At 61.3% G+C, this 26799-nt stretch carries 27 protein-coding genes; 14 read left to right on the top strand and 13 right to left on the bottom strand.

Annotated elements, in window-relative coordinates; all coding sequences use genetic code 11:
• Window positions 1-331: 331 nt before the first annotated feature.
• From chrA to ACKUG4_RS21095, 3 genes are all read left to right on the top strand, one after another.
• Entirely contained in the window at window positions 332-1675 is a 1344-nt protein-coding gene (gene chrA, locus ACKUG4_RS21085) for a chromate efflux transporter (protein WP_445434755.1), read from the top strand.
• Window positions 1676-2100: 425 nt separating this feature from the next.
• Window positions 2101-3465, top strand: coding sequence for a glutamine synthetase family protein (locus ACKUG4_RS21090; RefSeq protein WP_064595435.1), 1365 nt, complete (start codon window positions 2101-2103; stop codon window positions 3463-3465).
• 143 nt (window positions 3466-3608) lie between these two features.
• The gene (locus ACKUG4_RS21095; RefSeq protein ID WP_445434756.1) at window positions 3609-4892 is read left to right on the top strand and encodes an NAD(P)/FAD-dependent oxidoreductase; all 1284 of its coding nucleotides are present in this window, start codon (window positions 3609-3611) and stop codon (window positions 4890-4892) included.
• 49 nt (window positions 4893-4941) lie between these two features.
• On the opposite strand, the gene ACKUG4_RS21100 is transcribed toward ACKUG4_RS21095, so the two are convergent.
• From ACKUG4_RS21100 to ACKUG4_RS21110, 3 genes are read right to left on the bottom strand one after another with little or no spacing between them, the layout of a single operon-like run.
• Window positions 4942-5727, bottom strand: coding sequence for a DeoR/GlpR family DNA-binding transcription regulator (locus ACKUG4_RS21100; RefSeq protein ID WP_445434757.1), 786 nt, complete (start codon window positions 5725-5727; stop codon window positions 4942-4944).
• Window positions 5728-5769: 42 nt separating this feature from the next.
• Window positions 5770-5967 (bottom strand): hypothetical protein, encoded by a 198-nt coding sequence (locus ACKUG4_RS21105; RefSeq protein ID WP_445434758.1) that lies wholly within the window; start codon window positions 5965-5967, stop codon window positions 5770-5772.
• Window positions 5968-5974: 7 nt separating this feature from the next.
• The gene (locus tag ACKUG4_RS21110; RefSeq protein ID WP_178076196.1) at window positions 5975-6868 is read right to left on the bottom strand and encodes a LysR family transcriptional regulator; all 894 of its coding nucleotides are present in this window, start codon (window positions 6866-6868) and stop codon (window positions 5975-5977) included.
• Between the two features lie 84 nt (window positions 6869-6952).
• On the opposite strand from ACKUG4_RS21110, the gene ACKUG4_RS21115 reads away from it, so the two are divergent.
• Entirely contained in the window at window positions 6953-7729 is a 777-nt protein-coding gene (locus ACKUG4_RS21115) for an NAD(P)H-dependent oxidoreductase (RefSeq protein ID WP_064595425.1), read from the top strand.
• 27 nt (window positions 7730-7756) lie between these two features.
• Here ACKUG4_RS21115 and ACKUG4_RS21120 read toward each other — a convergent pair whose 3' ends face one another.
• Window positions 7757-8272, bottom strand: coding sequence for a transporter suffix domain-containing protein (locus ACKUG4_RS21120; protein WP_445434759.1), 516 nt, complete (start codon window positions 8270-8272; stop codon window positions 7757-7759).
• Window positions 8273-8403: 131 nt separating this feature from the next.
• On the opposite strand from ACKUG4_RS21120, the gene ACKUG4_RS21125 reads away from it, so the two are divergent.
• The 3 genes from ACKUG4_RS21125 to ACKUG4_RS21135 are packed head-to-tail and all read left to right on the top strand — an operon-like array spanning window position 8404 to window position 12062.
• Window positions 8404-9957 carry an efflux transporter outer membrane subunit gene (locus tag ACKUG4_RS21125; protein WP_445434760.1) on the top strand — a complete coding sequence of 518 codons (1554 nt, stop codon included), beginning with the start codon at window positions 8404-8406 and terminating at the stop codon, window positions 9955-9957.
• A complete protein-coding gene (locus tag ACKUG4_RS21130) occupies window positions 9950-11047 on the top strand; it encodes an HlyD family secretion protein (protein ID WP_445434761.1) in 1098 nt (365 codons plus the stop codon). Before ACKUG4_RS21125 ends, ACKUG4_RS21130 begins: the two co-directional genes overlap by 8 nt.
• Window positions 11037-12062, top strand: coding sequence for a DUF2955 domain-containing protein (locus tag ACKUG4_RS21135; protein WP_445434762.1), 1026 nt, complete (start codon window positions 11037-11039; stop codon window positions 12060-12062). Before ACKUG4_RS21130 ends, ACKUG4_RS21135 begins: the two co-directional genes overlap by 11 nt.
• Here the strand turns inward: ACKUG4_RS21135 and ACKUG4_RS21140 are convergent.
• The 4 genes from ACKUG4_RS21140 to ACKUG4_RS21155 form a co-directional block, all read right to left on the bottom strand.
• Window positions 12047-12487, bottom strand: coding sequence for a hypothetical protein (locus tag ACKUG4_RS21140; RefSeq protein WP_445434763.1), 441 nt, complete (start codon window positions 12485-12487; stop codon window positions 12047-12049). The genes ACKUG4_RS21135 and ACKUG4_RS21140 overlap by 16 nt on opposite strands.
• Before the next feature lie 79 nt (window positions 12488-12566).
• Window positions 12567-13586 (bottom strand): AbrB family protein, encoded by a 1020-nt coding sequence (locus tag ACKUG4_RS21145; protein WP_445434764.1) that lies wholly within the window; start codon window positions 13584-13586, stop codon window positions 12567-12569.
• 39 nt (window positions 13587-13625) lie between these two features.
• Entirely contained in the window at window positions 13626-14048 is a 423-nt protein-coding gene (locus ACKUG4_RS21150; protein ID WP_445434765.1) for an HD domain-containing protein, read from the bottom strand.
• Between the two features lie 15 nt (window positions 14049-14063).
• Entirely contained in the window at window positions 14064-14453 is a 390-nt protein-coding gene (locus ACKUG4_RS21155; protein WP_445434789.1) for a hypothetical protein, read from the bottom strand.
• A gap of 162 nt (window positions 14454-14615) precedes the next feature.
• Here ACKUG4_RS21155 and ACKUG4_RS21160 point away from each other — a divergent pair, with 162 nt between their 5' ends.
• Window positions 14616-15047, top strand: coding sequence for a hypothetical protein (locus ACKUG4_RS21160; RefSeq protein WP_236190657.1), 432 nt, complete (start codon window positions 14616-14618; stop codon window positions 15045-15047).
• Window positions 15048-15116: 69 nt separating this feature from the next.
• Here ACKUG4_RS21160 and ACKUG4_RS21165 read toward each other — a convergent pair whose 3' ends face one another.
• Complete coding sequence (locus ACKUG4_RS21165; RefSeq protein ID WP_064595408.1) at window positions 15117-15530, bottom strand: hypothetical protein; 414 nt, start codon at window positions 15528-15530, stop codon at window positions 15117-15119.
• 388 nt (window positions 15531-15918) lie between these two features.
• Here ACKUG4_RS21165 and ACKUG4_RS21170 point away from each other — a divergent pair, with 388 nt between their 5' ends.
• A complete protein-coding gene (locus ACKUG4_RS21170; RefSeq protein ID WP_064595400.1) occupies window positions 15919-16104 on the top strand; it encodes a hypothetical protein in 186 nt (61 codons plus the stop codon).
• Between the two features lie 80 nt (window positions 16105-16184).
• Here ACKUG4_RS21170 and ACKUG4_RS21175 read toward each other — a convergent pair whose 3' ends face one another.
• The 4 genes from ACKUG4_RS21175 to ACKUG4_RS21190 all read right to left on the bottom strand — a co-directional run bounded on the left by ACKUG4_RS21175 (window position 16185) and on the right by ACKUG4_RS21190 (window position 21395).
• Window positions 16185-16733, bottom strand: coding sequence for a cupin domain-containing protein (locus ACKUG4_RS21175; RefSeq protein ID WP_011333561.1), 549 nt, complete (start codon window positions 16731-16733; stop codon window positions 16185-16187).
• Window positions 16734-16938: 205 nt separating this feature from the next.
• Complete coding sequence (locus ACKUG4_RS21180; protein ID WP_445434766.1) at window positions 16939-18222, bottom strand: NAD(P)/FAD-dependent oxidoreductase; 1284 nt, start codon at window positions 18220-18222, stop codon at window positions 16939-16941.
• A 53-nt stretch (window positions 18223-18275) separates the two neighbouring features.
• Window positions 18276-19766, bottom strand: a complete 1491-nt coding sequence (locus ACKUG4_RS21185) for an aldehyde dehydrogenase (protein ID WP_445434767.1) — start codon at window positions 19764-19766, stop codon at window positions 18276-18278.
• A gap of 252 nt (window positions 19767-20018) precedes the next feature.
• The gene (locus ACKUG4_RS21190; RefSeq protein WP_011333558.1) at window positions 20019-21395 is read right to left on the bottom strand and encodes a glutamine synthetase family protein; all 1377 of its coding nucleotides are present in this window, start codon (window positions 21393-21395) and stop codon (window positions 20019-20021) included.
• Between the two features lie 282 nt (window positions 21396-21677).
• Between ACKUG4_RS21190 and ACKUG4_RS21195 the strand changes: the two genes are divergently transcribed.
• From ACKUG4_RS21195 to ACKUG4_RS21215, 5 genes are all read left to right on the top strand, one after another.
• Window positions 21678-22439 carry a gamma-glutamyl-gamma-aminobutyrate hydrolase family protein gene (locus ACKUG4_RS21195; RefSeq protein ID WP_074687819.1) on the top strand — a complete coding sequence of 254 codons (762 nt, stop codon included), beginning with the start codon at window positions 21678-21680 and terminating at the stop codon, window positions 22437-22439.
• A gap of 219 nt (window positions 22440-22658) precedes the next feature.
• On the top strand, window positions 22659-23801 hold the full coding sequence (gene potA, locus ACKUG4_RS21200; protein WP_221399373.1) for a polyamine ABC transporter ATP-binding protein: 1143 nt from the start codon (window positions 22659-22661) through the stop codon (window positions 23799-23801).
• The gene (locus ACKUG4_RS21205; protein WP_445434768.1) at window positions 23798-24712 is read left to right on the top strand and encodes an ABC transporter permease subunit; all 915 of its coding nucleotides are present in this window, start codon (window positions 23798-23800) and stop codon (window positions 24710-24712) included. The genes potA and ACKUG4_RS21205 overlap by 4 nt, the downstream gene beginning before the upstream one ends.
• Entirely contained in the window at window positions 24709-25593 is an 885-nt protein-coding gene (locus tag ACKUG4_RS21210; RefSeq protein WP_007957119.1) for an ABC transporter permease subunit, read from the top strand. Before ACKUG4_RS21205 ends, ACKUG4_RS21210 begins: the two co-directional genes overlap by 4 nt.
• Before the next feature lie 69 nt (window positions 25594-25662).
• A complete protein-coding gene (locus ACKUG4_RS21215; protein WP_445434769.1) occupies window positions 25663-26760 on the top strand; it encodes a polyamine ABC transporter substrate-binding protein in 1098 nt (365 codons plus the stop codon).
• The last annotated feature ends 39 nt before the right edge of the window (window positions 26761-26799 follow it).

Genomic DNA, 26799 nt, shown 5'->3' on the forward strand with positions numbered 1-26799 from the left:
TGCAGTACTACGCCGACCTGAACCTATAGCGTTGAATCCGGATGCCGGTCTGAACGCATAGGACTGAATCCGGATGCCAGTCTGAGGGCAGTTTGCCGAATCCGAATACTGAACTGAACGCATAGTGTTGAATCCGGATGCCAGTCTGAGGGCGGTGTGCTGAATCCATAATCGACTCGATTCTTCAGGTCGATGTATGACGCAAGACACCTCGGTCGGCCCCCTCTCCCTCCGGGAGAGGGCTGGGGTGAGGGCTGCAATCTCGATACCACTCCTTAACAAAAGCCTGATTAGATAGCCGCTCCACCACAACTCAACTCGGGAGCCACACTTGAGCCAAACGCCAAAAGACTTGCCCCGTCCTCAACCCATCACCCTGCGCCAGGCCTGGCCGTTCTGGCTCAAACTCGGCTGCATCGGCTTCGGCGGCCCTGCCGGGCAGATCGCGATCATGCATCAGGAACTGGTGGAGCGCCGGCGCTGGATCTCGGAGCGACGTTTCCTGCATGCGCTCAACTACTGCATGTTGCTGCCAGGCCCCGAGGCCCAACAACTGGCGACTTACATCGGCTGGCTGCTGCACCGAACCCCTGGCGGCATATTGGCCGGAGTGCTGTTTGTATTGCCTTCGCTGCTGATTCTGATCGCTCTGTCGTGGGTCTACATCGCGTTCGGCGATGTGCCGGCGGTAGCCGGGGTGTTTTACGGAATCAAACCGGCGGTGACCGCGATTGTGTTGCACGCGGCCCATCGCATCGGTTCGCGAGCGTTGAAGAACAGTTGGTTATGGGCGATCGCCGGGGCGGCGTTCGTGGCGATTTTTGCCTTCAACGTACCATTCCCGCTGATCGTGCTCGGCGCGGCATTGATCGGTTATTTCGGCGGACGCTGGGCGCCGCAGCGGTTCAGCAACGGCGGCCATCGCGGCGGCGAAAAATCCTTCGGCCCGGCGCTGATCGATGACGACACACCGCCGCCCGAACATGCGCAGTTCAACTTGCCAAGGCTGCTGCGTCTGGCGCTGATCGGTGCGTTGCTATGGTGTCTGCCCATGGCGTTGCTGACCGCGTTGTTCGGCTGGGACGGCACCTTCACGCAGATGGGCTGGTTCTTCACCAAAGCGGCGCTGCTGACGTTCGGCGGCGCCTACGCCGTGCTGCCCTACGTGTATCAGGGCGCGGTCGGGCATTACGGTTGGCTGACGCCAACGCAGATGATCGACGGCCTGGCCCTGGGCGAAACCACGCCGGGACCGCTGATCATGGTCGTGGCGTTTGTCGGGTTCGTCGGCGCTTACGTGCAACCGACGTTCGGCCCGGAACACGCGTTCGCCGCCGGAGCCTTGGCCGCGACGCTGGTGACCTGGTTCACTTTTCTGCCCTCGTTCCTGTTCATCCTCGCCGGCGGGCCGTTGGTGGAGTCGACGCACAATGAACTGAAGTTCACCGCGCCGCTGACCGCGATCACGGCGGCGGTGGTCGGGGTGATCCTCAATCTGGAGTGTTTCTTTGCCTGGCACGTGTTCTGGCCCAATGGATTCGCCGGGCAACCGGACATTTTCTCGATCCTGCTGGCCTTGGCTGCCGCCGTCGCCCTGTTCTTTTTCAAGCGCGGCGTGATCGAGGTGTTGATCGTTTGCGCCCTCGTCGGGCTGGGGTTTTATCTGCTGCGTTGAACCGGGGTGCACGCCAACGCCTGCGGAAACAGGCGTTTACTTATCCGGGGATTCCCCCTTACTATCCAGCCACACCGGCTTGGCGGGACACTCCCGCCGCCGACGTTTTCCGCCAACGGAAACACGCGTCATGAGCACGTCACCACAACAATCAGAATCGTTGAACGTCTCTGCACTGTGCGCCCTCCTTCACAGGGGCCGCGCATGAATCGCATCGTCAATCTCCCCATGGCCCTGAGCCGTTCCAAGCTGCGTCACTCCGCACGCCCGCCGGATATCTGCCTGCCTGTCTGATCGCGCCGATAAAAAACCGCGACAGCTCCCCCTCTTTTTTCGATATCCCTGCCAGGACGCCCGCGCCTTTTGCCGAGCTGCGTCCGGCCCGAATCTGCGCGCCTGTGCGGCGCCATCGTGAGTGATTGATTATGAAATTCGCAGCCATTGAAGACGCCCGTCACTTTCTCGAGCAGAACCCCGACATCGACATGATCGAGCTGTTCATCCTCGACGCCAACGGCGTGCCGCGCGGCAAGCTGTTGCACCGCGAAGAACTGCTCGCCGTGTACGAAAGCGGCCGCCCGCTGCCGAGCACCATTCTCGGCCTGACCGTGCATGGCGAAGACGTGGAAAACTCAGGCCTGGTGTGGGACGTCGGCGACATCGACTGCCGCGCATACCCATTGGAAGGCAGTCTGGTGCGCCTGCCGTGGCGGCAGATTCCGACTGCGGCGGTGCAGGTCAGCATGCACCCGGAACAAGGCATGCCAGCGAGCATCGCCGACCCGCGCCACCTGTTGATCAAGGTTATCGACCGCCTGAAGGCCGAGGGTTATCACCCGGTCATGGCCTGCGAGCTGGAGTTCTATCTGCTCGACGCCAAACGCGATCACAACGGCCGTCCGCAACCGGCGCTGGATGCCGACGGTGGGCGACCGCGACACACGCAGGTCTACGGTTTGCGTGAGCTGGAGCAGATCGAACCGTTCCTTGCCGACCTCTACAGCGCCTGCAAACTGCACGGCATTCCGGCGCGTACGGCAATCTCGGAATACGCGCCGGGCCAGGTGGAAATCACCCTCGAACACGGCGATGCGCTGGAAGCAATGGACCAGGCCGTGCGCTACAAACGGCTGGTCAAAGCCGTGGCGCACAAGCACGGGATGCAGGCGACGTTCATGGCCAAGCCGTTCGATCACCTGGCCGGCACTGGCATGCACATGCACGTCAGCCTCGCCGATGCCGAGGGGCGCAATCTGTTTGCTTCCGAAGACCCGGCCGGCACCCCGCTGCTGCGCACGGCGATTGGCGGGATGCTCGCCTCGTTGCTCGATTCGCTGCTGCTGTTCTGCCCGAACGCCAACTCCTACCGCCGTTTCCAGGCCAACAGCTACGCGCCACTGGCACCGACCTGGGGCGTCGACAACCGCACCGTCAGCCTGCGCGTGCCCGGCGGTCCGGCCAACACCCGGCACATCGAACACCGCATCTGCGGCGCCGATGCCAACCCGTATCTGGCAGCGGCAGCGATCCTGGCGGGCATTCATCGCGGGATAAAAGAGGACATCGATCCGGGTGAACCGGTGGAAGGCAACGGTTACGCGCAGGCGAAAGAATTGCTGCCGACCGACTGGCTGACCTCGCTTACGGCGCTGGAAAATTCGGTGTGGGCGCGGGATGCCTTGGGGCAGGAATTTCTCGGGGTGTATCTGGCAGTGAAACGCGCGGAATACCGGCAGTTCATGGCCGAAGTGGGTGAGCAGGACTGGCGCTGGTACCTCACAGAGGCCTGATCTTTCACAACTCCCCCTGTGGGAGCGGGCTTGCCCGCGAAGGCGTCGTCACATCCAACACTTCAGGTGACTGACACATCGCTTTCGCGAGCAAGCCCGCTCCCACAGGGTCCGTGCACCGACTCCCGAATCTGGACACTGAAATGACTGAACGCAGCAATTCCTACTACACCGCGACCCTCAACTGCGACACCGACTACCCGACCCTGCAAGGTCGGCACAAGGTCGATGTGGTGATCATCGGCGGCGGTTTTACCGGCGTCGCCACAGCCGTCGAGTTGGCCGAAAAAGGCCTGAAAGTCGCCATCGTCGAAAGCCAAAAGATTGGCTGGGGCGCCACCGGGCGCAATGGTGGGCAGGTCACCGGCAGCCTGTCCGGCGACGGTGCGATGCGCAAACAGATGCGCAACACCTTGGGCGATGAGGTCGATGATTTCATCTGGCACCTGCGCTGGCGCGGCCACGAAATCATCAAGCAGCGGGTCGAGAAATACGCCATCGATTGCGACCTCAAGCACGGCCACTTGCACGCCGCGTACAAGCCGAGCCACATGGCCGGTTTGCGCAGCGACTACGACGAAGCCGTGCGTCGCGGCATGGGTGATGAAGTCAGCCTGCTCGACCGCAGCCAGGTGCGCGACCTGTTGCAAAGCGATCTCTACCACGGCGCAATCAAGAACACCCGCAACATGCATTTGCACCCACTCAACCTGTGCATCGGCGAAGCGCGGGCGGCGGAAAGCCTCGGCGCGCTGATCTTCGAAAACAGTGAAGTGCTGGAGATCATTCACGGCGACAGCCCTGGCGTACGCACCGCACACGGCCAGATCGACGCCAATCAGGTGCTACTGGCGGGCGACGTCTATCACAAACTCGAACCAGGCCAACTCAAGGGCAAAATCTTCCCGGCCATGGGCGGCATCGTCACCACCGAACCGCTGGGGGATCTGGCCAAACAGATCAACCCCGAAGACCTCGCCGTTTACGACTGCCGCTTCGTCCTCGACTACTACCGCCTCACCGCCGACAGCCGCCTGCTGTTCGGCGGCGGCGCCAACTACAGCGGCAAGGATTCACGGGACATCGCCGGCGAACTGCGGCCGTGCATCGAACAGACCTTCCCGGCGCTCAAAGGGGTGAAGATCGACTACCAGTGGAGCTGCGCGATGGGCATCGTCATCAACCGCATTCCGCAACTGGGCAAGCTTTCGGACAACGTCTGGTATTGCCAGGGCTACTCCGGCCACGGCATCGCCACGACCCACATCATGGGCGAAATCATGAGCCGGGCGATCACCGGGCAGATGCAGCAGTTCGACACGTTTGCCGCGTGCTCGCACATTCGCGTGCCGATGGGCGATCTGCTGGGAAATCCGATGTTGGCGGCGGGCATGTGGTACTACCAGATGCTGGAAAAACTGCGCTGATCGAGCGGGCCCCATCGCCAGTGATGGGGCCTCTTTTTGCCGCAAAAACTCAGTCAAGCAACTGCTCCACCTCAATCCCCAACCGCCGATAATCCTCGACACTCCCCGACGCCACATGCCGTTCGGTGATCAGCGTGTGCAAGCGCTCGCACGGCGCGACCACAAACGGCTCCACCGCGCCGAGCTTGTCCGCCGTGGTCACGGCAATCACCCGCGCCGCGCAGTCGAGCAGCGCCTGCTTGACCGGCACTTCATCGAAATGCAGCGAGGTGATGCCCACCTCCGGATGAATCGCGCAGACCCCGGTGATCGCCAGATCCGCCTTGATCCCCGACAGCAGCCGCAGCGCCTCGTGACCGCCAGCCGACATGGTTTTCGGATTGAGCTGCCCACCCGCCAGAATCACCTTGATGCCCGGATATTCTGACAACGCGATCGCCGTCATCGGTGACGCCGTGACCGCCGTGAGGTTGATATCCCTGGGCAACGAGCGCGCTACCTGCAACGAGGTGGAACCGGAATCGAACATCACCGTCTGCCCGTTCTGTACCTGCTGCGCCGCCAACTGCGCCAGGCGGATTTTCACCTCGTCGATTTCATCCAGCCGGGTGAAGTAATCCTTGCCGGTGTCCTTGGGCCGCGGCAACGCGCCGCCGTGCACCCGCTGCACCAGTCCGGCGTTATCCAGCTCGGCCAGATCGCGGCGGATAGTGTCTTCGGACACTGCAAAATGCTGGCTCAACTCGGACGCCATGACCTTGCCGTCACGTTCGAGGATCAGAAGGATTTTCTGCCGGCGCAGGGAGGGAAGCTCGGAAGCGGAGTGATCGTGCATGGTTTTGCCTGTTTGTGCTTTTAATTGCAGGTTTGCGCGAGCTTAGCCAAGCAAACAGGCAAACACAACGCCGGTATCAATGGCTTCGATCATTGGAATCACAAAGCGGAATTTTTTTTTTCGACCCGCCCCCGGCAGAATGGCCCCACTTTCAAAAGGACCAGGATGAACACCCCCATGAACCTCAATTTCGCTTTCGCCTGCATGGTCGTCGTGTCGTTTGCCATTGCCCTCGGCCACGCTTGATTCACACCGACGCCGCCAAGTGTTCGCGCAACCATCTGTGCGCTGGATCACGATGGGATCGTTCGCCCCAGAACATCGCCATCTCGTAGCCCGGCACCTCCAGCGGCGCAGCGACCACTTGCAGTGCAGGGTTGTCACGCACCAGGCGTGACGGCAGCATCGCCACCAGATCAGTGCTGGCGAGCACCGACATCACCAACAGAAAGTGCGGCACCGACAGCACGACTTTTCTCGACAGGCCCACTTCGGCCAGCGCCTTGTCCGTCACCCCGAAAAAGCCCCCGCCCTCGCGCGACACCATGACGTGTTCCAGCGCGCAGAACTGTTCGCGAGTCGGTCTGGCGTTCAGGCCCGGATGCCCGACTCGTCCGGCCAACACATAACGCTCGGTGAACAGCCGGCGCTGATACAACTCCAGTGGCGCGTCTTCGGTGATGTGCAATGCCAGATCGAACACCCCCTGCTCCGCCTGCTTGACCATTTCTCTGGGCATCAGGTCGATCACCGCCAGCCGTGTGCCCGGTGCCTGCCTGCGCAAACCGTTCAGGCCCGGCAGGACAATGGTCGACCCGCCGTAGTCCGTTGCCGCGATTTTCCAGGTATTCGTCGCTTGCGCCGGGTCGAACGGCCTGGCCGGCGCCACCGCTCGTTCCAGCGCCTCCAGTGCGTCCCGCAACGGCTCGCGCAGCTCATCCGCCCGCGCCGTCGGACGCATGCCTCGTGGGCCGGGCAGCAACAGCGGATCGCCGAAGATGTCCCGCAACTTGGCCAGATGCACGCTTACCGACGGCTGCGACAGGTTCAGCCGCTGGGCGGCACGGGTGACGTTGTGCTCCGCGAGCAACACATCGAGGGTCAGCAGCAGGTTGATATCCAGCCGTCTCAAATTATTCATGGCTATACCAGACATATCAGACATTCATTTCCAATATACCCGGCAAACGTCGATCCTGCTGTCACACAGCAACGGAGCTTCAACATGAATGTACTTCTGGTCTATGCCCATCCCGAAGCGACCTCACTCAACGGCTCGCTCAAAGACTTCACCGTCCAGCGCCTGCAAGCCGCCGGCCATACCGTGCAGGTCTCCGACCTCTATGCGATGAACTGGAAAACCACCCTCGACGCCGACGACAGTCCCGGTCGCGACACGAGCCGGCCGTTTCATGCCTCCCTCGATTCGAAACTTGCTTTCGAGCAGGGCCGACAAGCCGCCGACATCGCCCGCGAGCAGGAAAAACTGCAATGGGCCGACGCACTGATCCTGCAATTCCCGCTGTGGTGGTTCTCCATGCCGGCGATTCTCAAGGGCTGGGTCGAGCGCGTGTATGCCTACGGATTTGCCTACGGCGTGGGCGAGCATTCCGATGCTCGCTGGGGCGACCGCTACGGTGAAGGCCACCTGAAAGGCAAGCGGGCCATGCTGATGGTCACCACCGGAGGCTGGGAATCACACTACAGCCCGCGCGGGATCAACGGCCCGATCGACGACGTGCTGTTCCCCATCCAGCACGGAATCCTCTACTACCCTGGCTTTGACGTGATGCCGCCCTTCGTGGTGTACCGCACCAGCCGGATGGATGAAGCCCGGTTTGCCCAGACCTGTGAGGCGCTGGGCACGCGGCTCGATGAACTGTGGAGCACGCGGCCGATCGCGTATCGGCAGCAGAATGGCGGTGATTACGAGATTCCGTCGCTGACTTTAAAGGACGACATTGCGCCAGGCAGCGAGGGCTTCGCCGCCCACCTCAAATGACACAGGGGGGGCTTATGCCCCCTGTTTTCATTCCACCACCACCCGCGCTTTGCGCACGAACAGTGCATGCACCTTGTCCCAGAAATTGCCGCCCAGCACAAAGAAGCTGCCGATGAACATCAAGTCGCCGAGCGCCTGCAACTGCCAGAGATTGGGCCGCACGCCGGGGAAGAAGTTGTCGAAATACGGTTCCAGGAAGGACGACAGCAGCGGCAGGCAGAACATCACCACGCCGATCTTGTGGCGCATCGGGCTGACTTCGGCCACCGGGGTCGGAATCACGCCGGAAATGTAGTGGCCGATCGTGCGCTTGAGTTCGGCGAACCCGGCCTTGCCCATGACCGCGATCACCAGCAGCAACAGCACTTTATTGCTGATGAACAGCACCCCGGTCAGCGCCGCGACTTTCGAGCCCGGCACGTCGAGGGCGGCGGCAATCGGCACCATCAGCCACGAACCGAGCATCAGGCAGATGATTGCCACACCGACCTTGAAACGCCAACTGGCGCTGGTGGGGGCAAGCGGTTCTTGAGCAGTGTCCATGGCTTCCTACCTTTTTATCCGGGGCGGGGTTCGGTGGCGTTCGCCTGAAAAAGCGTAGCAGCTGATTGCTTCGAACAACCCGCAATCTGCGGTCTATGCTCCAGTGACATCTCCCGCTGGGGCCTCCCGGTATGCCTGCAACGCCAGCCCTGCTGATCCGTCCCGGCCACCTGCTGTTGCTCGGTGCGCTGGGCCTTGGCGGCTGCCTGCGGCTGGGCCCGGATTTCCAGCCACCGGCGCAGGACTGGAGCAAGCAGTGGCAAAGTCCGGCGCTGGAGCAGGCCAGCGAACGCGGCACCGTGCCGGATCTGCGCCAGTGGTGGCAGGTGTTTGCCGATCCGATCCTCGACCGTTTGATCAGCGACGCCGAAGCCCACAACAGCAGCCTGAAGATCGCCGGCCTGCGGGTCCTCGAAGCCCGCGCGCAACTGGGCATCGCCGACAGCGGTCGCTACCCGCAGCTGCAACAGGCCAGCGCCGACAGCCTGTACATCGACCGCAACCAATCCGGCGGCAACAACCCGCAGGACTTGCACTTCTGGCAACACAGCGCCGCATTCGATGTCGGCTGGGAACTGGATTTCTGGGGGCGCTTCAGCCGTGCCATCGAATCCGCCGACGCCAGCTACTTCGTCGCCCAGGCCAACTACGAAGACGCCCTCGTGCTGCTGCGCGCTCAAGTGGCCGATACCTACTTTGCCCTGCGCACCACCGAAGCCCGGCTGCGGGTCGCTCGGGAAAACGCCGCTCAACAAAAACGCAATTTCGAGATCACCGAAAAACTCTTTCGCAGCGGCCAGACCGCCGAACTCGACCTGCAACAGGCCAGAACCCAATACCTCGGCACCCTGAGCAGCATTCCGGCGTTCGAAGACCAGTTGCTACGCACCCGCAATGCGCTGGCGGTGCTGGTCGGCCAGCCGCCCGGTGGCGCGGCGTTTCTGGCGGAGCAACCGGGGCTGATTCCGCTGGTGGATCGCGCCGTGTTGCAGGATGTCCCGGCCAACCTGCTGCTGCGCCGTCCCGATGTCCGCGCGGCAGAGCTGAACGTGGCCGCGCAATCGGCGCTGGTCGGCGTGGCTGAAACCGATCTGTACCCCTCGCTGACCCTGCTCGGCAGCATCGTCTGGTCCAGCGACACCCTCGGCAGCACCCCGCGCAGCCTCGACCTGATCGGCGGCCCGAGCCTACGCTGGAACCTGTTCGATTACGGTCGCATCCACAACAACATCCGCGTACAGGATGCGCGCTTGCAGCAACTGATCGAAGCCTATCGCGACAAGGTCCGCCAGGCTGCCCGCGAGGCCGACGACGCCGCCAGCGGCCTGACCAAAGCGCTGGAGCGCGAACGCATTCTCGGCGAGGCCGAAGGCGCGGCGCGACGTTCGCTGGTGCTGGCCAACACTCAATATCGCGAAGGTTATTCAGACTTTCAGCGAGTGCTCGATGCCCAACGTGCGTTGCTGGAGCTACAGGACAACTATCTGGTCAGCCGCAGTAACGCCGTGAGCAATCTGATCGCCCTGTACCGTGCCGTCGGCGGTGGCTGGCAAAGCGCCGGGCCGCAGATTGATTCAGCGACCCGGCAGCAGATGCAGCAACGCACCGACTGGGGCGGTCTGCTGAGCGCCCCGCCGCCGCAACCGACCTATCCGATTCCCTCGCAGGTAGACCGCCATGAGTGATGAAGCGCCGCCGGATCCGGCGAAAAAAGGCATCCGCTGGGTGCTGCTGGTGATTGTGCTGAGCCTGGTCTGGTATCTGCTGGCCGACCGTTTTACGCCCTACACCCAACAGGCGCGGGTCGGCGCATTCGTGATCCCGGTGGCAGCGGAAGTCGCGGGCCGGGTGATCAAGGTCAACGTGCGCAACAATCAGGACGTGCAGGCCGGCGACATCCTCTTCGAGCTCGATCCGCAGCCGCTGCAAATTGCTGTCGACCGGGCCCGCGCCGATCTGGAAAACACCCGGCGCACGGTCGGCGCCAGCACCGCGGGCATCGCTTCGGCACAGGCGTCTTTGCGTGCGGCGCAAGCCAATGAACTCAAAACGCGCCAGGACATTCGACGGCTGGAAGGCTTGTACAAAGAAGATCCGGGCACGGTTTCGGTTCGGCTGCTGGAAGTGTCCCGGGCCAATCACGAGGCCGCTGTCAGCCAAGTCGCCGCCGCTCGGGCCGAAGTGCTGCGCGCCCAAGAGCAAGAAGGCGGCAACACCGATACCAACGCCAAACTGCTCAGCGCCGCCGCCACGCTGGCCAAGGCCGAACTGGATCTGGCCAACACCCGCATTGGCGCGCGTTCGGCGGGCCTGATCACCGACCTGCGCACCGATGTCGGCCAGTTCGCCGCTGCCGGCAGCCCGGTGATGACGCTAATCACGATCCAGGACGTGTGGGTCAGCGCCGACCTCACCGAGAACAACCTCGGCCGGATCAAGCCCGGCACGCCGGTGTCGATCATCCTCGACGCCCTGCCCGGCGAAGTGCTCGATGGCCGGGTGCGCAGCGTCGGTTATGGCGTCAGCGTCGGCCAGACACCGCCGCCCGGCACCCTGCCGACGATCCAGAACAGCCGCGACTGGCTGCGTCCGGCCCAGCGTTTTCCGGTGATCATCGAGTTCAGCGAAGAGGCGAAGAAGCGTCTGTTCGAGAGCCGTTCGATTCGCGCCGGCGGGCAGGCGGAAGTCATGGCGTTTCCCAGCGAGGGCAATCTGCTCAATCCACTCGGGCGGATGTTTGTCTGGTTGATGAGCTGGCTATCGTATGCCTACTGAACGCAGCGTTCCGGCGCAACGGGCCTTGCGCCTGGCCTGCGGCACGGCGTTGTGTACCGCCGCCAGTTACGGCCTCGCTCTGCCGCTGTCGTTTCTGTCACCGGTGCTCGCGGTGTTGCTGCTGGCCAGCATGCCCCGGCCATTGCCAGTCAAAATGGCGCTGGTGCTGACATTGGTCGCGGCGTTCACCACCAGTCTCGGGCTGTTGCTGGTGCCGTTGCTGCGTTATTACCCGGTGTGCGGCGTGCTGCTGATCGGTGTCGGTCTGTTTCTGGTGTTCACCTACGGCTTGCGCGGCGGCAATGTGCTGATCATGACGTTTCTGGTGATCGGCATGACCATGATCTCCGCCGCCGGTTTTGCCTCATTCGAACTGGCCATGGCGGTGATCGGCGCGCTGGTCAAAGGCTTGTTGCTGGCCGTCGTCATCGTTGGCCTGAGCCATGTCCTGTTCCCGGAACCGGCCAACAGCCCCGCGCCACCATCCGCTCCCGCCCTGCCCGCCGAAGACGTGCCCCGCGTAGCGATGCGCGCAACATTGATCGTGCTGCCGACCTTCCTGCTGGTGCTGATCGACCCGGCCAGCTACCTGCCGATCATCCTCAAAGCCGTCAGCCTCGGCCAGCAAAGCACCACCACTCGCACGCATCACGCCGGGCGCGAACTGCTCGGTTCGACCTTGCTCGGCGGGCTGCTGGCGGTGCTGTTCTGGTGCGCGTTGAGCCTGTTCGTGCACCTGTGGATGTTCTTTCTGTGGATGCTGCTGTTCGGGCTGTTTCTGGCGCGCAAACTCTATCGACTGCACCCGACGCAACTGACCCCGGGGTTCTGGCTCAACACCCTGATCACCATGATCATCCTGCTCGGCCAGTCGGTGGAGGACAGCGCGGCGGGCAAGGATGTTTACACTGCGTTTGCGGTGCGGATGGGGTTGTTCATTCTGGTGACGCTCTACAGCGGCGTGATGATGCACCTGCTCGTCGCGCACCGGGAAAGCCGTCAGGGCGTGACCTGATAACCCCGCCCCTGCAGGCAACCGGTGTAGGCGCTTGAACTGGCTGAAGCATCGGTCCGCCGCTGCTCGCGCCGATCCTGCCGCTGCCGCGCACCGCCAACCACCGCACCCGCCGCAGCCGTCTCTTTGGCGCGGTTCTGGCGGTAATCCTGCTTGCGGTCATCGTCCACGGCTTCATAGAACTCGTCGTGCTGACGGCCGCGCACTTCAGCTGCGGTGGCGCCGGCAGCGGCACCCACGGCAGCGCCCTTCAACCGACCGCCGGCCTGGGGTGTCGACGTGGTTGAGGTGGACGCGATGGAATGGCAATCGTTGATGTCGATCTGGGTTTGCTGGGAAGTCTGGCCCTTGAGCGGGACGACGGATTCAGCGCTGGCCTGCGTGGCGCACAGGCACGCTGCGAGGAACAGTGAATGGCGGAACATGATGACCTCCGACGCGGCGGGGCTTGCCTGGGGGGCGGGGTAATCTGGGAGTGTAGTTCACGGGGCACAATGCCCGTGCTCAAGCGTCCTCCCGCACCCGCCGCACCTGCACCAGCAACGCCGGCGCGAAGTGCAGCACCACCATCCGCGCCAGATGGTGGGTGAGGATAAACACCACATTCAGCCCGCCGGCGAACGCCACGATTGCGATGGTCTCGATGGCCCCCGGCATGTAGGCGAGCCACAGCGACAACGCATCGCTGCCCAGCAACCGTGCCGCCGCCAATGCAAAAACCGCCGCGACCAAAATCATCAAACCCACCGACACCAATGCCGTGCGACCATGACGTCCCAGTTCCGCGAGGCCCAATCCCTGGAATCGGGAGCCGATCCGCACACCGAGAATCAGCGCCGCCAGATTCAGACTCCAGTCCGGCATGTGAAAGCCCTGCAGCCATCCTGATTTCACGAATACGGCGGTGATGATGATTGCCGTCAACATGAACGGCGCCGGCACGCCAACGGCCAGCAACAACCGCCCGACCACCACGCTCAAACCGATCACTGCCAGCACGGTCAGCGCCATGCCCGTCGACAATGGGTCGACCTCGGCCACGGCAACCGGTGCCGGTCCCGGAATCAGCAAACTCACCAGCACCGTGATCAGCAGCAGCCGCATCAAGTGCACGATGATCACCTTGCTCGACGCCTGATGCGATTCCAGCAAATCGAACACCGCCGCCAGCGCACCCGGATAAACGGCCAGCAAAGCATCCGTGCGATTCCACCCTGCCCCGCGCGCCAGCCACCAGGCGGCCAGCGCCACTTGCACTGCCAGGCACAGCAGCAACACGCCGAGGCTCGGCAACATCGTCGATACCGTCGCACTGTCCCACGCTTCAAACATCAACCCGGTAGCGATGCCCAGCGTGACCTGGATGTAGCCCAAGCCATAGGGCGTCGCTGGCGCGAATTTGAATTTGGTGACGACCAGTGCCGTCACAAGAATCGAGCCCAGCAGCAACCCGTGGGGCACGCCTTCGAACTGCAACAGCGCGCCGAATCCGGCAGCAATCAACAAACACAGAATGGATTTCATGGTCGCCTTCCTGGCTATTCAAGGTGCTTTTCAGTTAGGTCAGGCGCGCAGCCGTCCAATCGCCCGCCGATACTTTTCGATCCGCTCCAAATCCTCCCAACTCGGCGAGGCAATCCGCGACAGGTCGCTGTTTTCTTCCAGATCCGCCAGCTTCACCACCCGCCCGATCGGGTTCTGCGCCGCGCGCTCGACGAAGTCCTCGTAGGATTCGCCGGGCACTTTGGTCACCGATTCGATGGCGGACAAAACAGCTTCGCTGAAACCTTCCTTGCGCAAATCCTCCAGGCTGATGCCGCAGTCCTCGACCACATCGTGCAGCACCGCGACGATGCGCTCTTCCAAGTTGCTCATGCGCAACATGACCTTAAGCGGATGCAAAATATACGGCGCACCCCCCTTGTCCACCTGCCCCGCGTGGGCCGTGGCGGCAATGGCGATGGCGCGTTCCAGTGTCTGAGTCATGGGCTTTTCCTCGGGTCAGACGCCGTACCGGCCGCCAATATAGAAGTGACGCTTGAACCAGCGCCCAATCGCCTGCAAACGCCCGGATGGCTGCGCCGGCTCGGCATAGCGCTGGAGGATCAGCGAGACCAGATCAGCCTGACTCTCCCCCGAATGAGCGTCCAGCAACTCGGCCACCCAGGCGCATCCGGCCTTCTTCAAATGCTCACGCCACTCGCCGGGCCAGCCATCCAGCTCATCCAGCGCCAACCACCGCGCACCACCCTGCTCGACATGCCCGCCGCCAATCGACTGCTCGAAGCAGAACGGCGTCGCCGGGCGAGACAGGTCGATGCTGAAGATGTAGATGTCCTGGGTTTTGTGCTGCGGCGTGGGGGCGTTGTGGCGGCTGCCGATTTGAATCATGCGCACTGCTCCAATCCTTGGGTGCTAAGTGTGTCCGATTGTTTCTCACTCTGTGCGCCCGGCGCAAATCAAAATCCTGATGGAACCTCCCGCGCCCGCCCCATCTCGAAACCATAAGCGCCCCGCTCACGATCAAACACGGGGCCATGGGAGAGTTCCGCGATGAACATCCGACTGTTGCTCCTGATCGCCACATTCAGCGTTGTCCCAACCTGCGTCATGGCCGAGGGCTGCGACGTCAAGACCCGCTCCTCCAGCCCCTCGGTGCCCGCCGTCGAGACGCACAGCTGCTACGAATACGAAGGCATGCCGGTCAACGCCATCGACTGGTCATGCAGCAACGAAAGCAAGGACATGCTCAACAGCAGCAAAACCAAAGTCGAACACTGCGCCGACCACTATCAGGCCTCGTGCATTGCCACCCTCACCCAGGAATCCCTGGCCAACCCACACTCCACCAGCAAAGACAAAAACGCCAAGGCCCTGAACATTCCGGACAGTGCGCAAGTGACCACCTATTACTATGACGTAGAGCATCTGCCGCAGGCGCGGATTGATTGCGAGAACGGGGGTGGACATTGGAAAGCGAAATAACGGCGTTCAAGCGCGCATGAAAAAGGGACACCGATGGGTGTCCCTTTTGGTTCTAAATGGCGGGTGGATTCAGCGTTTCATGGCTTCACACTGACTGCGCAGATCATGATCGCCAATTGACGAACAACTACTGCCCTTCTTCGCTTCACAAAACGCCCGCTGGTCATGATCACCGATGCTTGAACATGAACTGCCTTTCTCCGCTTCACAGGCCGCGCGCAGGTCGTGATCGCCGATGGAGGAACAACTGCTGCCCTTTTTGGCTTCGCAATAAGCGCGTTGGTCATGGTCGCCAATGCTTGAGCACGAACTGCCTTTCTCCGCTTCGCAGGCCGAACGCAAATCGTGGTCGCCGATGGAAGAACAACTGCTGCCTTCCTCCCTGGCCTGGCAATAACTGCGTTTGTCGTGATCACTGATGCTGGAGCAACTGGCGGAAACGTAACCGCTGAACAGCAACAACATCGCAAGAATCAGTTTCATCTCACACTTCCTTGGGCTTGCCGGGAAACAGCCTGGCACTGGGTGACTCGTTCGACATGAGCGTCGCGACACGCAATCAAATTGACATCAGCTTTAAGGAAAGTTCCGGGGCGGGGATGGGGGCTGGATTCGCTGTGCAAGATGTGCAAGATGTGCAAGATGTGCAAGATGTGAAGGATGATTAGCGACGGCGGAATTGATATTCAACTCACAACGTATGCCACAACGTCTAATTAACATCTTAAAAGTTAATTTGTAATTATAAAACATTCTAGAAACCTGTCAGATCCTACAGGTGCCATTCCTGCGAATTTCATTGACTCTGCCTTGGCGAATAACAAAAGTTTACTTCGCAAAAATGCAAGATAATTTTAATAAAGGAAAAATCATGAAAATCAATAAAAAATCCATCATCCTTCCCTCACTATTTTTCGCAATGAGTAGTATCGGGTGCGCAGGCATAGCATTGGCTAGCCCTGCAAGCACCGAGTTGTCTGTGAAAGAGCAAAAAGTGATTTATGCAGAGCAATGCCAAGAAAAGGACAAAGTCGACGGTTATTGTCCTCGAAAATAACGACAGAAGAAGAGAAACCGCACTTTTGCGGTTTCTCTTGAGAACTTATTAGATGCACTATGGACTGATAAAATCCGAACTCAAAAATTCGCCGGCGTATTCGCACTAATAATCTCCGCCTCATCCGCCCCAATATTCCGGAACTTATGCGGCAGCGTCGTCGGAAAATAATACCCATCCCCCGCACTCAACACGCTCACCTGCCCGTCCACCGTCAACTCCACGGTGCCACGGGTCACCAACCCACACTCCTCACCTTCCGCGTGAACAATCGGCTCTTCCCCGGAACTCGCGCCCGGCGCGTATTGCTCGCGCAGCAAGCGCATCTGGCGGCTGGGGACCGAGGCGCCGATGAGCAGCAGGCGCAGGCCGTGGCGGCCGAGGTCGGGTTGTTCGTTGGCGCGGAAGACGTATTGGTGTTCGCGAGGGGGCTGGTCGAAGGTGAAGAAGTCGGCCAGGGACATCGGGATGCCTTCGAGCAGCTTTTTCAGTGAGCTGACGGAAGGACTGACACGATTCTGTTCGATCAGGGAGATGGTGGCATTGGTCACGCCGCTACGCCGGGCCAGCTCGCGCTGGGAGAGTTTGTAGCTTTCGCGTACTAGTTTGAGTCGAGAACCCGTATCCATGACAGCCTTATGTGAGAACGACTTAAGGGCGATGGGGGTGGGTGGCGGGTGCCGCGCAAGGCGCGCGGATCACGTTGCTCCCGTGTCCCGGAACCGTGAAAGGCGGCTATTAAATCACGTTTGTCGGTGTTGCTCAGCAGGTTCGATGGACGGCACATGAAAAAGCCGGCGACGCCCTTTTTGGGGGCGCCACCGGCGAGGTTAATCAGATGCCGAAACGGTCGCGCAGCGAGTAGTACACGGCGCCGAGAGCGGTCAGCGGCGCGGAGAAGGTGCGGCCGCCGATCATCGGCATGTGTGGCAGGGAGGCGAAGGCGTCGAAGCGTTCGGCATCACCGCGGATCATTTCCGAGATCAGTTTGCCGGCCAGGTGCGAGCAGGTGACGCCGTGGCCGCTGTAGCCCTGCATGTAGTAGGCGTTTTTCTCGATGCGGCCGAATTGCGGCATGCGTGACATGGTCAGCAGGAAGTTGCCGGTCCAGCGGTAGTCGATTTTCACGTCCTTGAGCTGCGGGAAGGTCTTGAGGATCTTCGGGCGGATCAGGGTTTCGATGTCGTCCGGTTCACGGGCGCCGTAGACCACGCCGCCGCCGTAGAGCAGACGGTTGTCGGCGGTCAGACGGTAGTAGTCGAGCAGGTAGTTGCAGTCTTCGACGCAGTAGTTGTTGGTGATCAGGCTGCGTGCCTGTTTCTCGGTCAACGGTTCGGTGACGCAGATCTGCGAGCCGCACGGCATGCTCTTGGCGGTCACACGGTTGTCGAGGCCTTGCGGCAGGTAGGCGTTGCCGGCGATCAGCAGGTACTTGGCGCGGACCTGGCCTTTGGCGGTGCGTACGACGTTGGGCTCGCCGTATTTGATTTCCACCGCAGCGGACTGCTCGTAGATCTTGCCGCCCAGACGCACGATGGCGGCGGCTTCACCGAGAGCCAAGTTCAGCGGGTGGATGTGGCCGCCCTGCATGTCCAGCAGGCCACCGACGTAGGCGTCGGAGCCGACTTCGCGGCGGATGTCCGCAGCGTCGAGCATCTTCAGGTTTTTATTGCCGTAACGTTCCCAGCTACGTTTTTGCTCGGCGAGGCCCTTGAGCTGTTTGTTGTTCATCGCCGCGAAAATACCGCCCGGGCGGTAGTCGCACTTGATGTCGTATTCCTTGATGCGCGAACGGATGATGTCGGCGCCTTCGAAGATCATGCTGCCGAGGATTTCGGCGGTCTTGTCGCCGTAACGCTCTTCGATCACGTCGACGTCGCGGCTGTAGGAGTTGACCAGTTGGCCGCCGTTGCGACCGCTGGCGCCATAGCCGACTTTCGCCGCTTCCAGCACCGTCACCTTGTAGCCGGCTTCGGTCAGGAACAGCGCCGAGGACAGCCCGGTATAGCCGGCGCCGATGATGCAGACATCGCAGTCCACCGACTCTTCAAGCGTCGGGAAGTCGATGACTTCGTTGCGGGTGGCGGCGTAATAACTGTTGACGTGTTGTTGTTTCATTATTGTTCTCCGAGGGACGCCGGAAAAACCGGCGTCCACCGTTGTAAATAGAATTAGAGCTTGATCCAGGTCGATTTCAGCTCGGTGTACTTGTCGAACGCGTGCAGCGATTTGTCGCGACCGTTGCCCGACTGTTTGAAGCCACCGAACGGTGCGGTCATGTCGCCGCCGTCGTACTGGTTGACCCACACGCTGCCGGCGCGCAGGCCACGGGCGAAGGTGTGGGCCTTGCTCAGGTTGCTGGTCCAGACCCCGGCGGCGAGGCCGAAGATGCTGTCGTTGGCGATGTGCAGTGCTTCTTCAACGGTGTCGAAGGTGATCAGCGACAGCACCGGGCCGAAGATTTCTTCCTTGGCGATGGTCATGGCGTTGGTCACACCGTCAAAAATCGTCGGCTCGATGTAAGTGCCGCCGGTTTCCTCGAGGGTGCGGCGGCCGCCGGCGATCAGTTCGGCGCCCTGCTCGCGGCCGATGCTGATGTAGCGCAGCACGTTGTCCAGTTGACGCTGATCGACCACGGCGCCGACGGTGGTCGCCGGATCCAGGGCGTGCCCCGGTTTCCACGCTTGCAGCGCTTCCACCAGCAGCGGGATGAATTGCTCGCGGATCGAACGCTCCACCAGCAGGCGCGAGCCGGCGGTGCAGACTTCGCCCTGGTTGAACGCAATGGCGCCGGCCGCCGCTTGTGCTGCCGCGCGCAAGTCCGGTGCGTCGGCAAACACCACGTTCGGGCTCTTGCCCCCTGCTTCGAGCCAGACGCGTTTCATGTTGCTTTGGCCTGCATAAATCATCAGTTGCTTGGCAATCGCGGTGGAGCCGGTGAAGGCCAGCACATCGACGTCCATGTGCAGCGCCAGCGCCTTGCCGACGGTGTGGCCGAAGCCTGGCAGGACGTTGAACACGCCTTTCGGAATGCCCGCATCCAGCGCCAGTTGCGCGATGCGGATCGCGGTCAGCGGGGATTTTTCCGAAGGTTTGAGGATGAACGAGTTACCCGCCGCCAGCGCCGGGGCGAATTTCCAGCTGGCCATGATCAGCGGGAAGTTCCACGGCACGATCGCAGCAACAACGCCGGACGGCTCGCGGGTGACCAGACCGAGTTGGTCGTGCGGGGTGGCAGCGACTTCGTCGTAGATCTTGTCGATGGCCTCGGCGCTCCAGCGGATCGCGTTGGCAGTCGCCGGGATGTCGATGCTCATCGAGTCGCTGATCGGTTTGCCCATGTCGAGGGTTTCGAGCAGCGCCAGTTCTTCCTGGTGTTGCAGGATCAGGTCGGCGAAGCGGATCAGGATGCGCTTGCGCTCGGCCGGGGCCTTGTTCGCCCACACGCCGGAATTGAAGGATTGGCGCGCGGCTTCGACGGCGAGGTTGGCATCGGCTTCATCGGTGCTGGCGACGGAGGCCAGGAAACGGCCGTCGACGGGGCTCAGGCATTCGAAGGTTTCGCCGCTGATGGCCGGGCGATATTCGCCGTTGATGAAGGCACGGGATTCGAGGGTCAGGGACTGGAAGCGTTGTTCCCAGTCGTTGCGGGTCGTTGTCATGGTGGTGGCTCGACGCGGGGGAATTTGGGGGTGTCTGGGTGTGTGTTCGGCTTGAGATGGCTGCCCTCACCCTAGCCCTCTCCCAGAGGTAGAGGGGACCGACCGAAGTGTCTCGGGAGATGCACCAACGTGAACGACCGAGTCGAATATGGATTCGGTAAAAATCGTTCAGGTCGACGGATTTCCCGAGCATCCCCGGGTCAGTCCCCTCTCCCCTTGGGAGAGGGTTAGGGTGAGGGGCTTTTGAAGGCCTCACACCGTATGCAGATACCAGTTGTACTCAAGGTCAGAGATCGAGTTTTCGAACTCGGCCAGCTCGCTTTCCTTGCACGCGACGAACACGTCGATGTACATCGGATCGATGTAGCGGGCCATGACTTCGCTGTCGTCCAGCTCACGCAGGGCATCGCGCAAGTTGTTCGGCAGGCTCTGTTCGTTCTGCTCGTAGCTGTTGCCTTCGACCGGAGCGCCCGGCTCGATTTCGTTGGTGAGGCCGTGGTGGATACCGGCCAAAACGGAAGCCATCAGCAGGTACGGGTTGGCGTCGGCACCGGCGACACGGTGCTCGATGCGCACGGCATCCGGCGAACCGGTCGGCACGCGGACGGCCACGGTGCGGTTGTCGATGCCCCAGCTCGGCGAGTTCGGCACGTAGAACTGCGCGCCGAAGCGGCGGTACGAGTTGACGTTCGGGCAGAGGAAAGCCATTTGCGCAGGCAGGGTCTCCAGCACACCGCCGATCGCGTGGCGTAGCGCGGCGTTCTGCTCGGGATCCTCGCTGGCGAAGATGTTGTTGCCTTCTTTGTCCAGGATCGAAATGTGCACGTGCAGACCGTTGCCCGCCTGGCCCGGATACGGCTTGGCCATGAAGGTGGTGTCCATCTCGTGGTCGTAGGCGATGTTCTTCACCAGACGCTTGAGCAGGACGGCGTAGTCGCACGCCTTGATCGGGTCGGACACGTGGTGCAGGTTGACTTCGAATTGCGCCGGGGCGCTTTCCTTGACGATGGCGTCGGCAGGAATGCCCTGCTCTTTCGCGCCTTCGAGGATGTCTTGCAGGCAGTCGACGTACTCGTCGAGGTCGTCGATCAGGTAGACCTGGGTCGACACCGGACGCTTGCCCGAAACCGGCGAACGCGGCGATTGCGGACGGCCGTTCACGTTGTCCTGGTCGATCAGGTAGAACTCGAGTTCGAACGCGGCGCAGATGGTCAGGCCCAGTGCGTCGAACTTGCGCACCACGTTGGCCAGCACTTCACGCGGGTCGGCAAAGAACGGCTCGCCTTCCAGCTCGTGCATGGTCATCAGCAGTTGCGCGGTCGGACGCTTCTGCCAGGGCTCGATGCTCAGGGTGCCGGGGATCGGGTAGCAGATGCGGTCGGCGTCGCCGATGTCCAGGCCCAGGCCGGTGCTTTCCACCGTGGAGCCATTGATGTCGAGGGCAAAGAGCGAGGCCGGCAGGTTGATGCCTTTCTCGTAAACCTTGTGAAGACTGGTGCGCTCGATGCGCTTGCCGCGCACCACACCGTTCATGTCTGCAATCAGAAGGTCGACGTACAAAACCTCAGGATGTTTCTTAAGGAATGCGTTTGCTTCGTTGAGTTGAACGGCACGCAGAGGGACCGACATGATGCACCTATTTAGCTGTTAATTATTATGTTCACTGCTGTTTCGCGGAGCCAGTCAACCCGAACGGCAAAGTGAAGTCAATAGCGAACACAGGGCCGCTCAGCGTTTATTTTTCGGGCTTTTTTTAACACTCACGTGCCAATGACGGCGCCAAAGGCCCGCGAATCATGAAGATTTGATGAACGGCGTTTAGAATTTTTTACATGGGAGTTGTTAATTAAAATCAACGACGCTAAGCTCCGGAAAAGCTCGTTCAAGTGTCAAACTTCGAGGTGAATAAAAATGGCATTCAAGCCATTGATCGGCGTTACTGCGTGCGTCAAACAGATTGGCCTGCACCCCTATCACATCAGCGGCGACAAATACGTTCGCGCTGTCAGCGTTGCGGCGCTGGGGTTGCCCGTCGTCATTCCTTCCCTTGGCCAACTGACTGAAATCGAAGACCTGCTGGGTCAGCTCGACGGTCTGTTGCTGACCGGCTCGCCGTCCAATGTGGAACCCTTCCACTATCAGGGTCCGGACAGCGCTCCCGGCACGGATCACGATCCGGCGCGGGATGCCACTACCCTTCCTCTATTACGTGCAGCCATCGCGGCGGGCGTTCCGGTACTCGGCATTTGCCGCGGCTTTCAGGAAATGAACGTGGCGTTCGGCGGCAGCCTGCACCAGAAGGTGCATGAACTGCCGGGCATGCTCGATCACCGCGAAGCCGACAGCCCGGACGTCGCCGTGCAATACGCCCCGGCCCACGCCGTGAAGGTATTGCCGGGTGGCGTGTTCGAAGCGCTGGAGCTGCCGGGTGAATTCCAGGTCAACTCGATTCACAGTCAGGGCATCGACCGCCTCGCGCCCGGCCTGCGCGCCGAAGCCGTGGCGCCGGATGGCCTGATCGAGGCGGTCTCGGTGGAGCACAGCCCGACCTTCGCCCTCGGCGTGCAATGGCACCCGGAATGGCAAGTGCTGGACAACCCGAATTACCTGCGGATTTTCCAGGCATTCGGCGAGGCCTGCCGCCAGCGTGCGGCGCGACGCAACCAGCGCTGACGCCACCCAACGATTGCAAAACCATTTACTGCCCCCGCGGGGTCGGCGGCTGCGCGCTTGCGCATCCGTCATCCGCGATCAGCAACACACCGCGAAAACAAAAAGCATCACCCGGCAGCCAGGACGGCGGCGCCGAACAACCCGCACGGTGCGGGTCTGCAATCCACTCTTAAGCCAGGCCGCGTTGGCCCGGCGACTGAAACCTGTTGGGAGTTTCACATGGCAAACGCCTCCAGCACTTACAGGAAGGCTCTTGAAGGTCATCAGCAACCGAAAAAGGTTCTGGTGAAAGTCGATCGAGTCACCAAGAAGTTCGACGAAACCACGGCGGTGGACGATGTGTCCCTGGAGATCCATCAGGGCGAAATCTTCGCCCTGCTCGGCGGCTCCGGCTCCGGCAAATCAACCCTGCTGCGCATGCTCGCTGGTTTCGAACGGCCGACTGAAGGACGCATTCTGCTCGACGGTGTCGACATCACCGACATGCCGCCGTACGAGCGGCCGATCAACATGATGTTCCAGTCCTACGCCCTGTTCCCGCACATGACGGTCGCGCAGAACATCGCCTTCGGCCTCAAGCAGGACCGTTTGCCGGCCAGCGAAATCGACGCCCGCGTCGAAGAAATGCTACGCCTCGTCCACATGACCCAATACGCCAAACGTCGTCCGCATCAACTGTCCGGCGGCCAGCGTCAGCGCGTGGCCCTCGCCCGCTCCCTGGCCAAGCGGCCGAAGCTGTTGCTGCTCGACGAACCGATGGGCGCGCTGGATAAAAAACTGCGTTCGCAGATGCAGCTGGAACTGGTGGAAATCATCGAGCGCGTCGGCGTGACTTGCGTGATGGTGACCCACGACCAGGAAGAGGCCATGACCATGGCCGAGCGCATCGCGATCATGCACCTGGGCTGGATCGCCCAGATCGGCAGCCCGGTCGACATCTATGAAGCGCCGGTCAGCCGCATGGTCTGCGAATTCATCGGCAACGTGAACGCCTTCGAGGGCACCGTGGTCGAGGACCTTGAAGGTCACGCGATCATTCACAGCCCGGACTTGCAGCAGAAGATCTACGTCGGTCATGGCGTCAGCACTTCGGTGCAGGACAAGTCGATCACCTACGCGATCCGCCCGGAAAAAATGCTGGTCAGTACGATCAAGCCGGAGACCCGCTACAACTGGTCCGAAGGCAAGGTGCATGACATCGCCTACCTCGGCGGCCATTCGGTGTTCTACGTCGAATTGCCGAGCGGCAAGATCGTCCAGTCGTTCATGGCCAACGCCGAACGCCGTGGCGCGCGGCCGACCTGGGACGACAAGGTCTACGTCTGGTGGGAAGACGACAGCGGCGTGGTACTGCGCTCATGAGAACCTTCAATCAGCAATTCCTGCGCCTGGTGCCCAGCGGGCGAAAGTTCGTCATCGGCATCCCGTTCATCTGGCTGTTCCTGTTCTTCATGCTGCCGTTCTTTTTGGTAATGAAGATCAGCTTCTCGGAAGCCGCGCTGTCGATCCCGCCGTACTCGGAGATTTACACCTACGCCGAACAGAAATTCCAGCTGCTGCTGAACATCGGCAACTACACCCTGCTCGGCGAAGACGAGCTGTACCTGTCGGCCTACCTCGGGTCGTTGAAGGTGGCGCTGCTCAGTACGCTGATGTGCCTGGTGATCGGTTTCCCGATGGCCTACGCGATCACCAAGACCGGCAAGGAAACGCAAAACGTCCTGCTGCTGTTGATCATGATGCCGACCTGGACCGCGATCCTGATCCGCGTGTATGCGTGGATGGGCATCCTCAGCAACAACGGTCTGCTCAACGCGTTCCTGATGTGGACCGGGCTCACCGATCACCCGGTCGAGATCCTCAACACCAATACGGCGGTGTATATCGGCGTGGTCTATGCGTACCTGCCTTTCATGGTGCTGCCGCTGTACGCCAACCTGGTGAAGCACGACGGCAGCCTGCTGGAAGCCGCGCAGGATCTGGGTTCGAGCAACTTCAACAACTTCTGGAAAATCACCGTGCCGCTGGCCAAGAACGGCATCATCGCAGGCTGCATGCTGGTGTTCATTCCGGTGGTGGGCGAGTTCGTGATCCCGGAACTGCTGGGCGGCCCGGAGACCCTGATGATCGGTCGCGTGCTGTGGCAAGAGTTCTTCAATAACCGCGACTGGCCGGTGGCATCCGCCCTGGCGGTGGTGATGCTGTTGATCCTGATTGTGCCGATTCTGCTGTTCAACCGCAGCCAGGCCAAAGAGATGGAGGCACGGGGATGAAACGCTTCGGTTTTGCAAAGTTCATGTTGATCTTCGGCCTGACGTTCATTTATCTGCCGATGCTGATTCTGGTGATCTACTCGTTCAACGCCTCCAAACTGGTGACGGTCTGGGGCGGCTGGTCGGTGAAGTGGTATGTCGGCCTGCTCGACAACACTCAACTGATGGGCTCGGTGGTGCGCTCGCTGGAAATCGCCTGCTACACCGCGATTGCCGCCGTAGCGCTGGGCACCCTCGCCGCCTTCGTGCTGACTCGTGTAACGCGCTTCAAGGGTCGCACGCTGTTCGGTGGTCTGGTCACCGCGCCGCTGGTGATGCCTGAGGTGATCACCGGTCTGTCGCTGTTGCTGCTGTTCGTGGCGATGGCGCAACTTATCGGCTGGCCGCAGGAGCGCGGCATCGTCACCATCTGGATCGCCCACACCACGTTTTGTGCCGCTTATGTGGCGGTGGTAGTCTCCGCCCGCTTGCGCGAGCTGGACCTGTCGATCGAAGAAGCGGCGATGGATCTGGGCGCGAAACCGTTCAAGGTGTTTTTCCTGATCACCATCCCGATGATCGCGCCGTCGCTGGCAGCGGGCGGCATGATGTCGTTCGCCCTGTCGCTGGACGATCTGGTGTTGGCGAGCTTCGTGTCGGGCCCGGGTTCGACGACCCTGCCGATGGAAGTGTTCTCGGCCGTGCGTCTGGGTGTGAAGCCCGAGATCAACGCCGTGGCCAGCCTGATTCTGCTGGCGGTGTCGCTGGTGACTTTCCTGGTCTGGTACTTCGGCCGCAAGGCAGAAGCCAACCGCAAGCGGGCGATTCAGGAAGCGATGGATCAGACCGCCAACGAATCGTGGCAGCAACCGCAACCTCAACGAGTGGCAGCGACGGCTTAGGGCCGTCGCGTTTTACGGCTTTGCGCTTTGGCTTAAAAGCTTTTGAATAAAAAGAATGGAGTTTCACCGATGAAAATGTTTGGCAGGACTCTGCTGACACTGTCCTTATTGGGCGCAATCGCCACGGGCGCCCAGGCCAACGACAAGGTGCTGCGCGTTTACAACTGGTCGGATTACATCGCCCCGGACACCGTCAAGAAGTTCGAGGACGAGACCGGCATCCGCGTGACCTACGACGTGTTCGACAGCAATGAAACCCTCGAGGCACGTCTGCTCGCGGGTAAATCCGGCTACGACATCGTGGTACCGTCCAACAGTTTCCTGGCCAAGCAGATCAAGGCCGGGGTCTACCAGACTCTGGACAAATCGAAGCTGCCAAACTGGAAAAACCTCAACCCGGTGCTGCTGAAAAACGCCTCCGCCAGTGATCCGGACAACGCCCACGCGTTCCCGTACATGTGGGGCTCGATCGGCATCGGCTTCAACCCGGACAAGGTTCGCGAAGTGCTCGGCAAGAATGCGCCGACCAATTCCTGGGACCTGCTGTTCAAACCAGAGAACGCCGAGAAGCTGAAAGCCTGCGGTATCAGCTTCCTCGACTCGCCGACCGAAATGCTCCCGGCCGCCCTGCACTACCTGGGCTATCCGGTGAACGACAAGGACGTGAAGCACATCGCCGAAGCCGAAGCGCTGTTCATGAAGATCCGGCCGTCGGTGGCGTATTTCCATTCGTCCAAGTACATCTCCGATCTGGCCAACGGCAACATTTGCGTGGCCGTCGGTTACTCGGGTGACGTGTTGCAGGCCAAGGCCCGTGCGGTGGAATCCGGCAACAAGGTCGAGATCGACTACAGCATTCCCAAGGAAGGCGCCGGCAGTTTCTATGACATGGTCGCCATCCCGCGCGATGCCGCCAACGTCGAGAACGCTTATCTGTTCATGAACTTCCTGATGCGCCCGGACATCATCGCCGAAGTCACCAACAGCATCGGCTACAGCAACGCCAACGCAGCGGCGACGCCGCTGGTGGACGAAGCGATCCGCAACGACCCGGGCTCATACCCGCCGCAAGCGGTGATGGCCACGCTGTATGCGGTGCCGGATCAGCCGATTGCCACCCAGCGGATCATGACCCGGGGCTGGACCCGCGTGAAACTCGGCAAATAAACACACATCGATTTCCGTTCACGCAGCGCCTTACCACCG

The organism is Candidatus Pseudomonas auctus, from assembly GCF_048654275.1.
Classification (GTDB): Bacteria; Pseudomonadota; Gammaproteobacteria; order Pseudomonadales; family Pseudomonadaceae; genus Aquipseudomonas; species Aquipseudomonas pharyngis.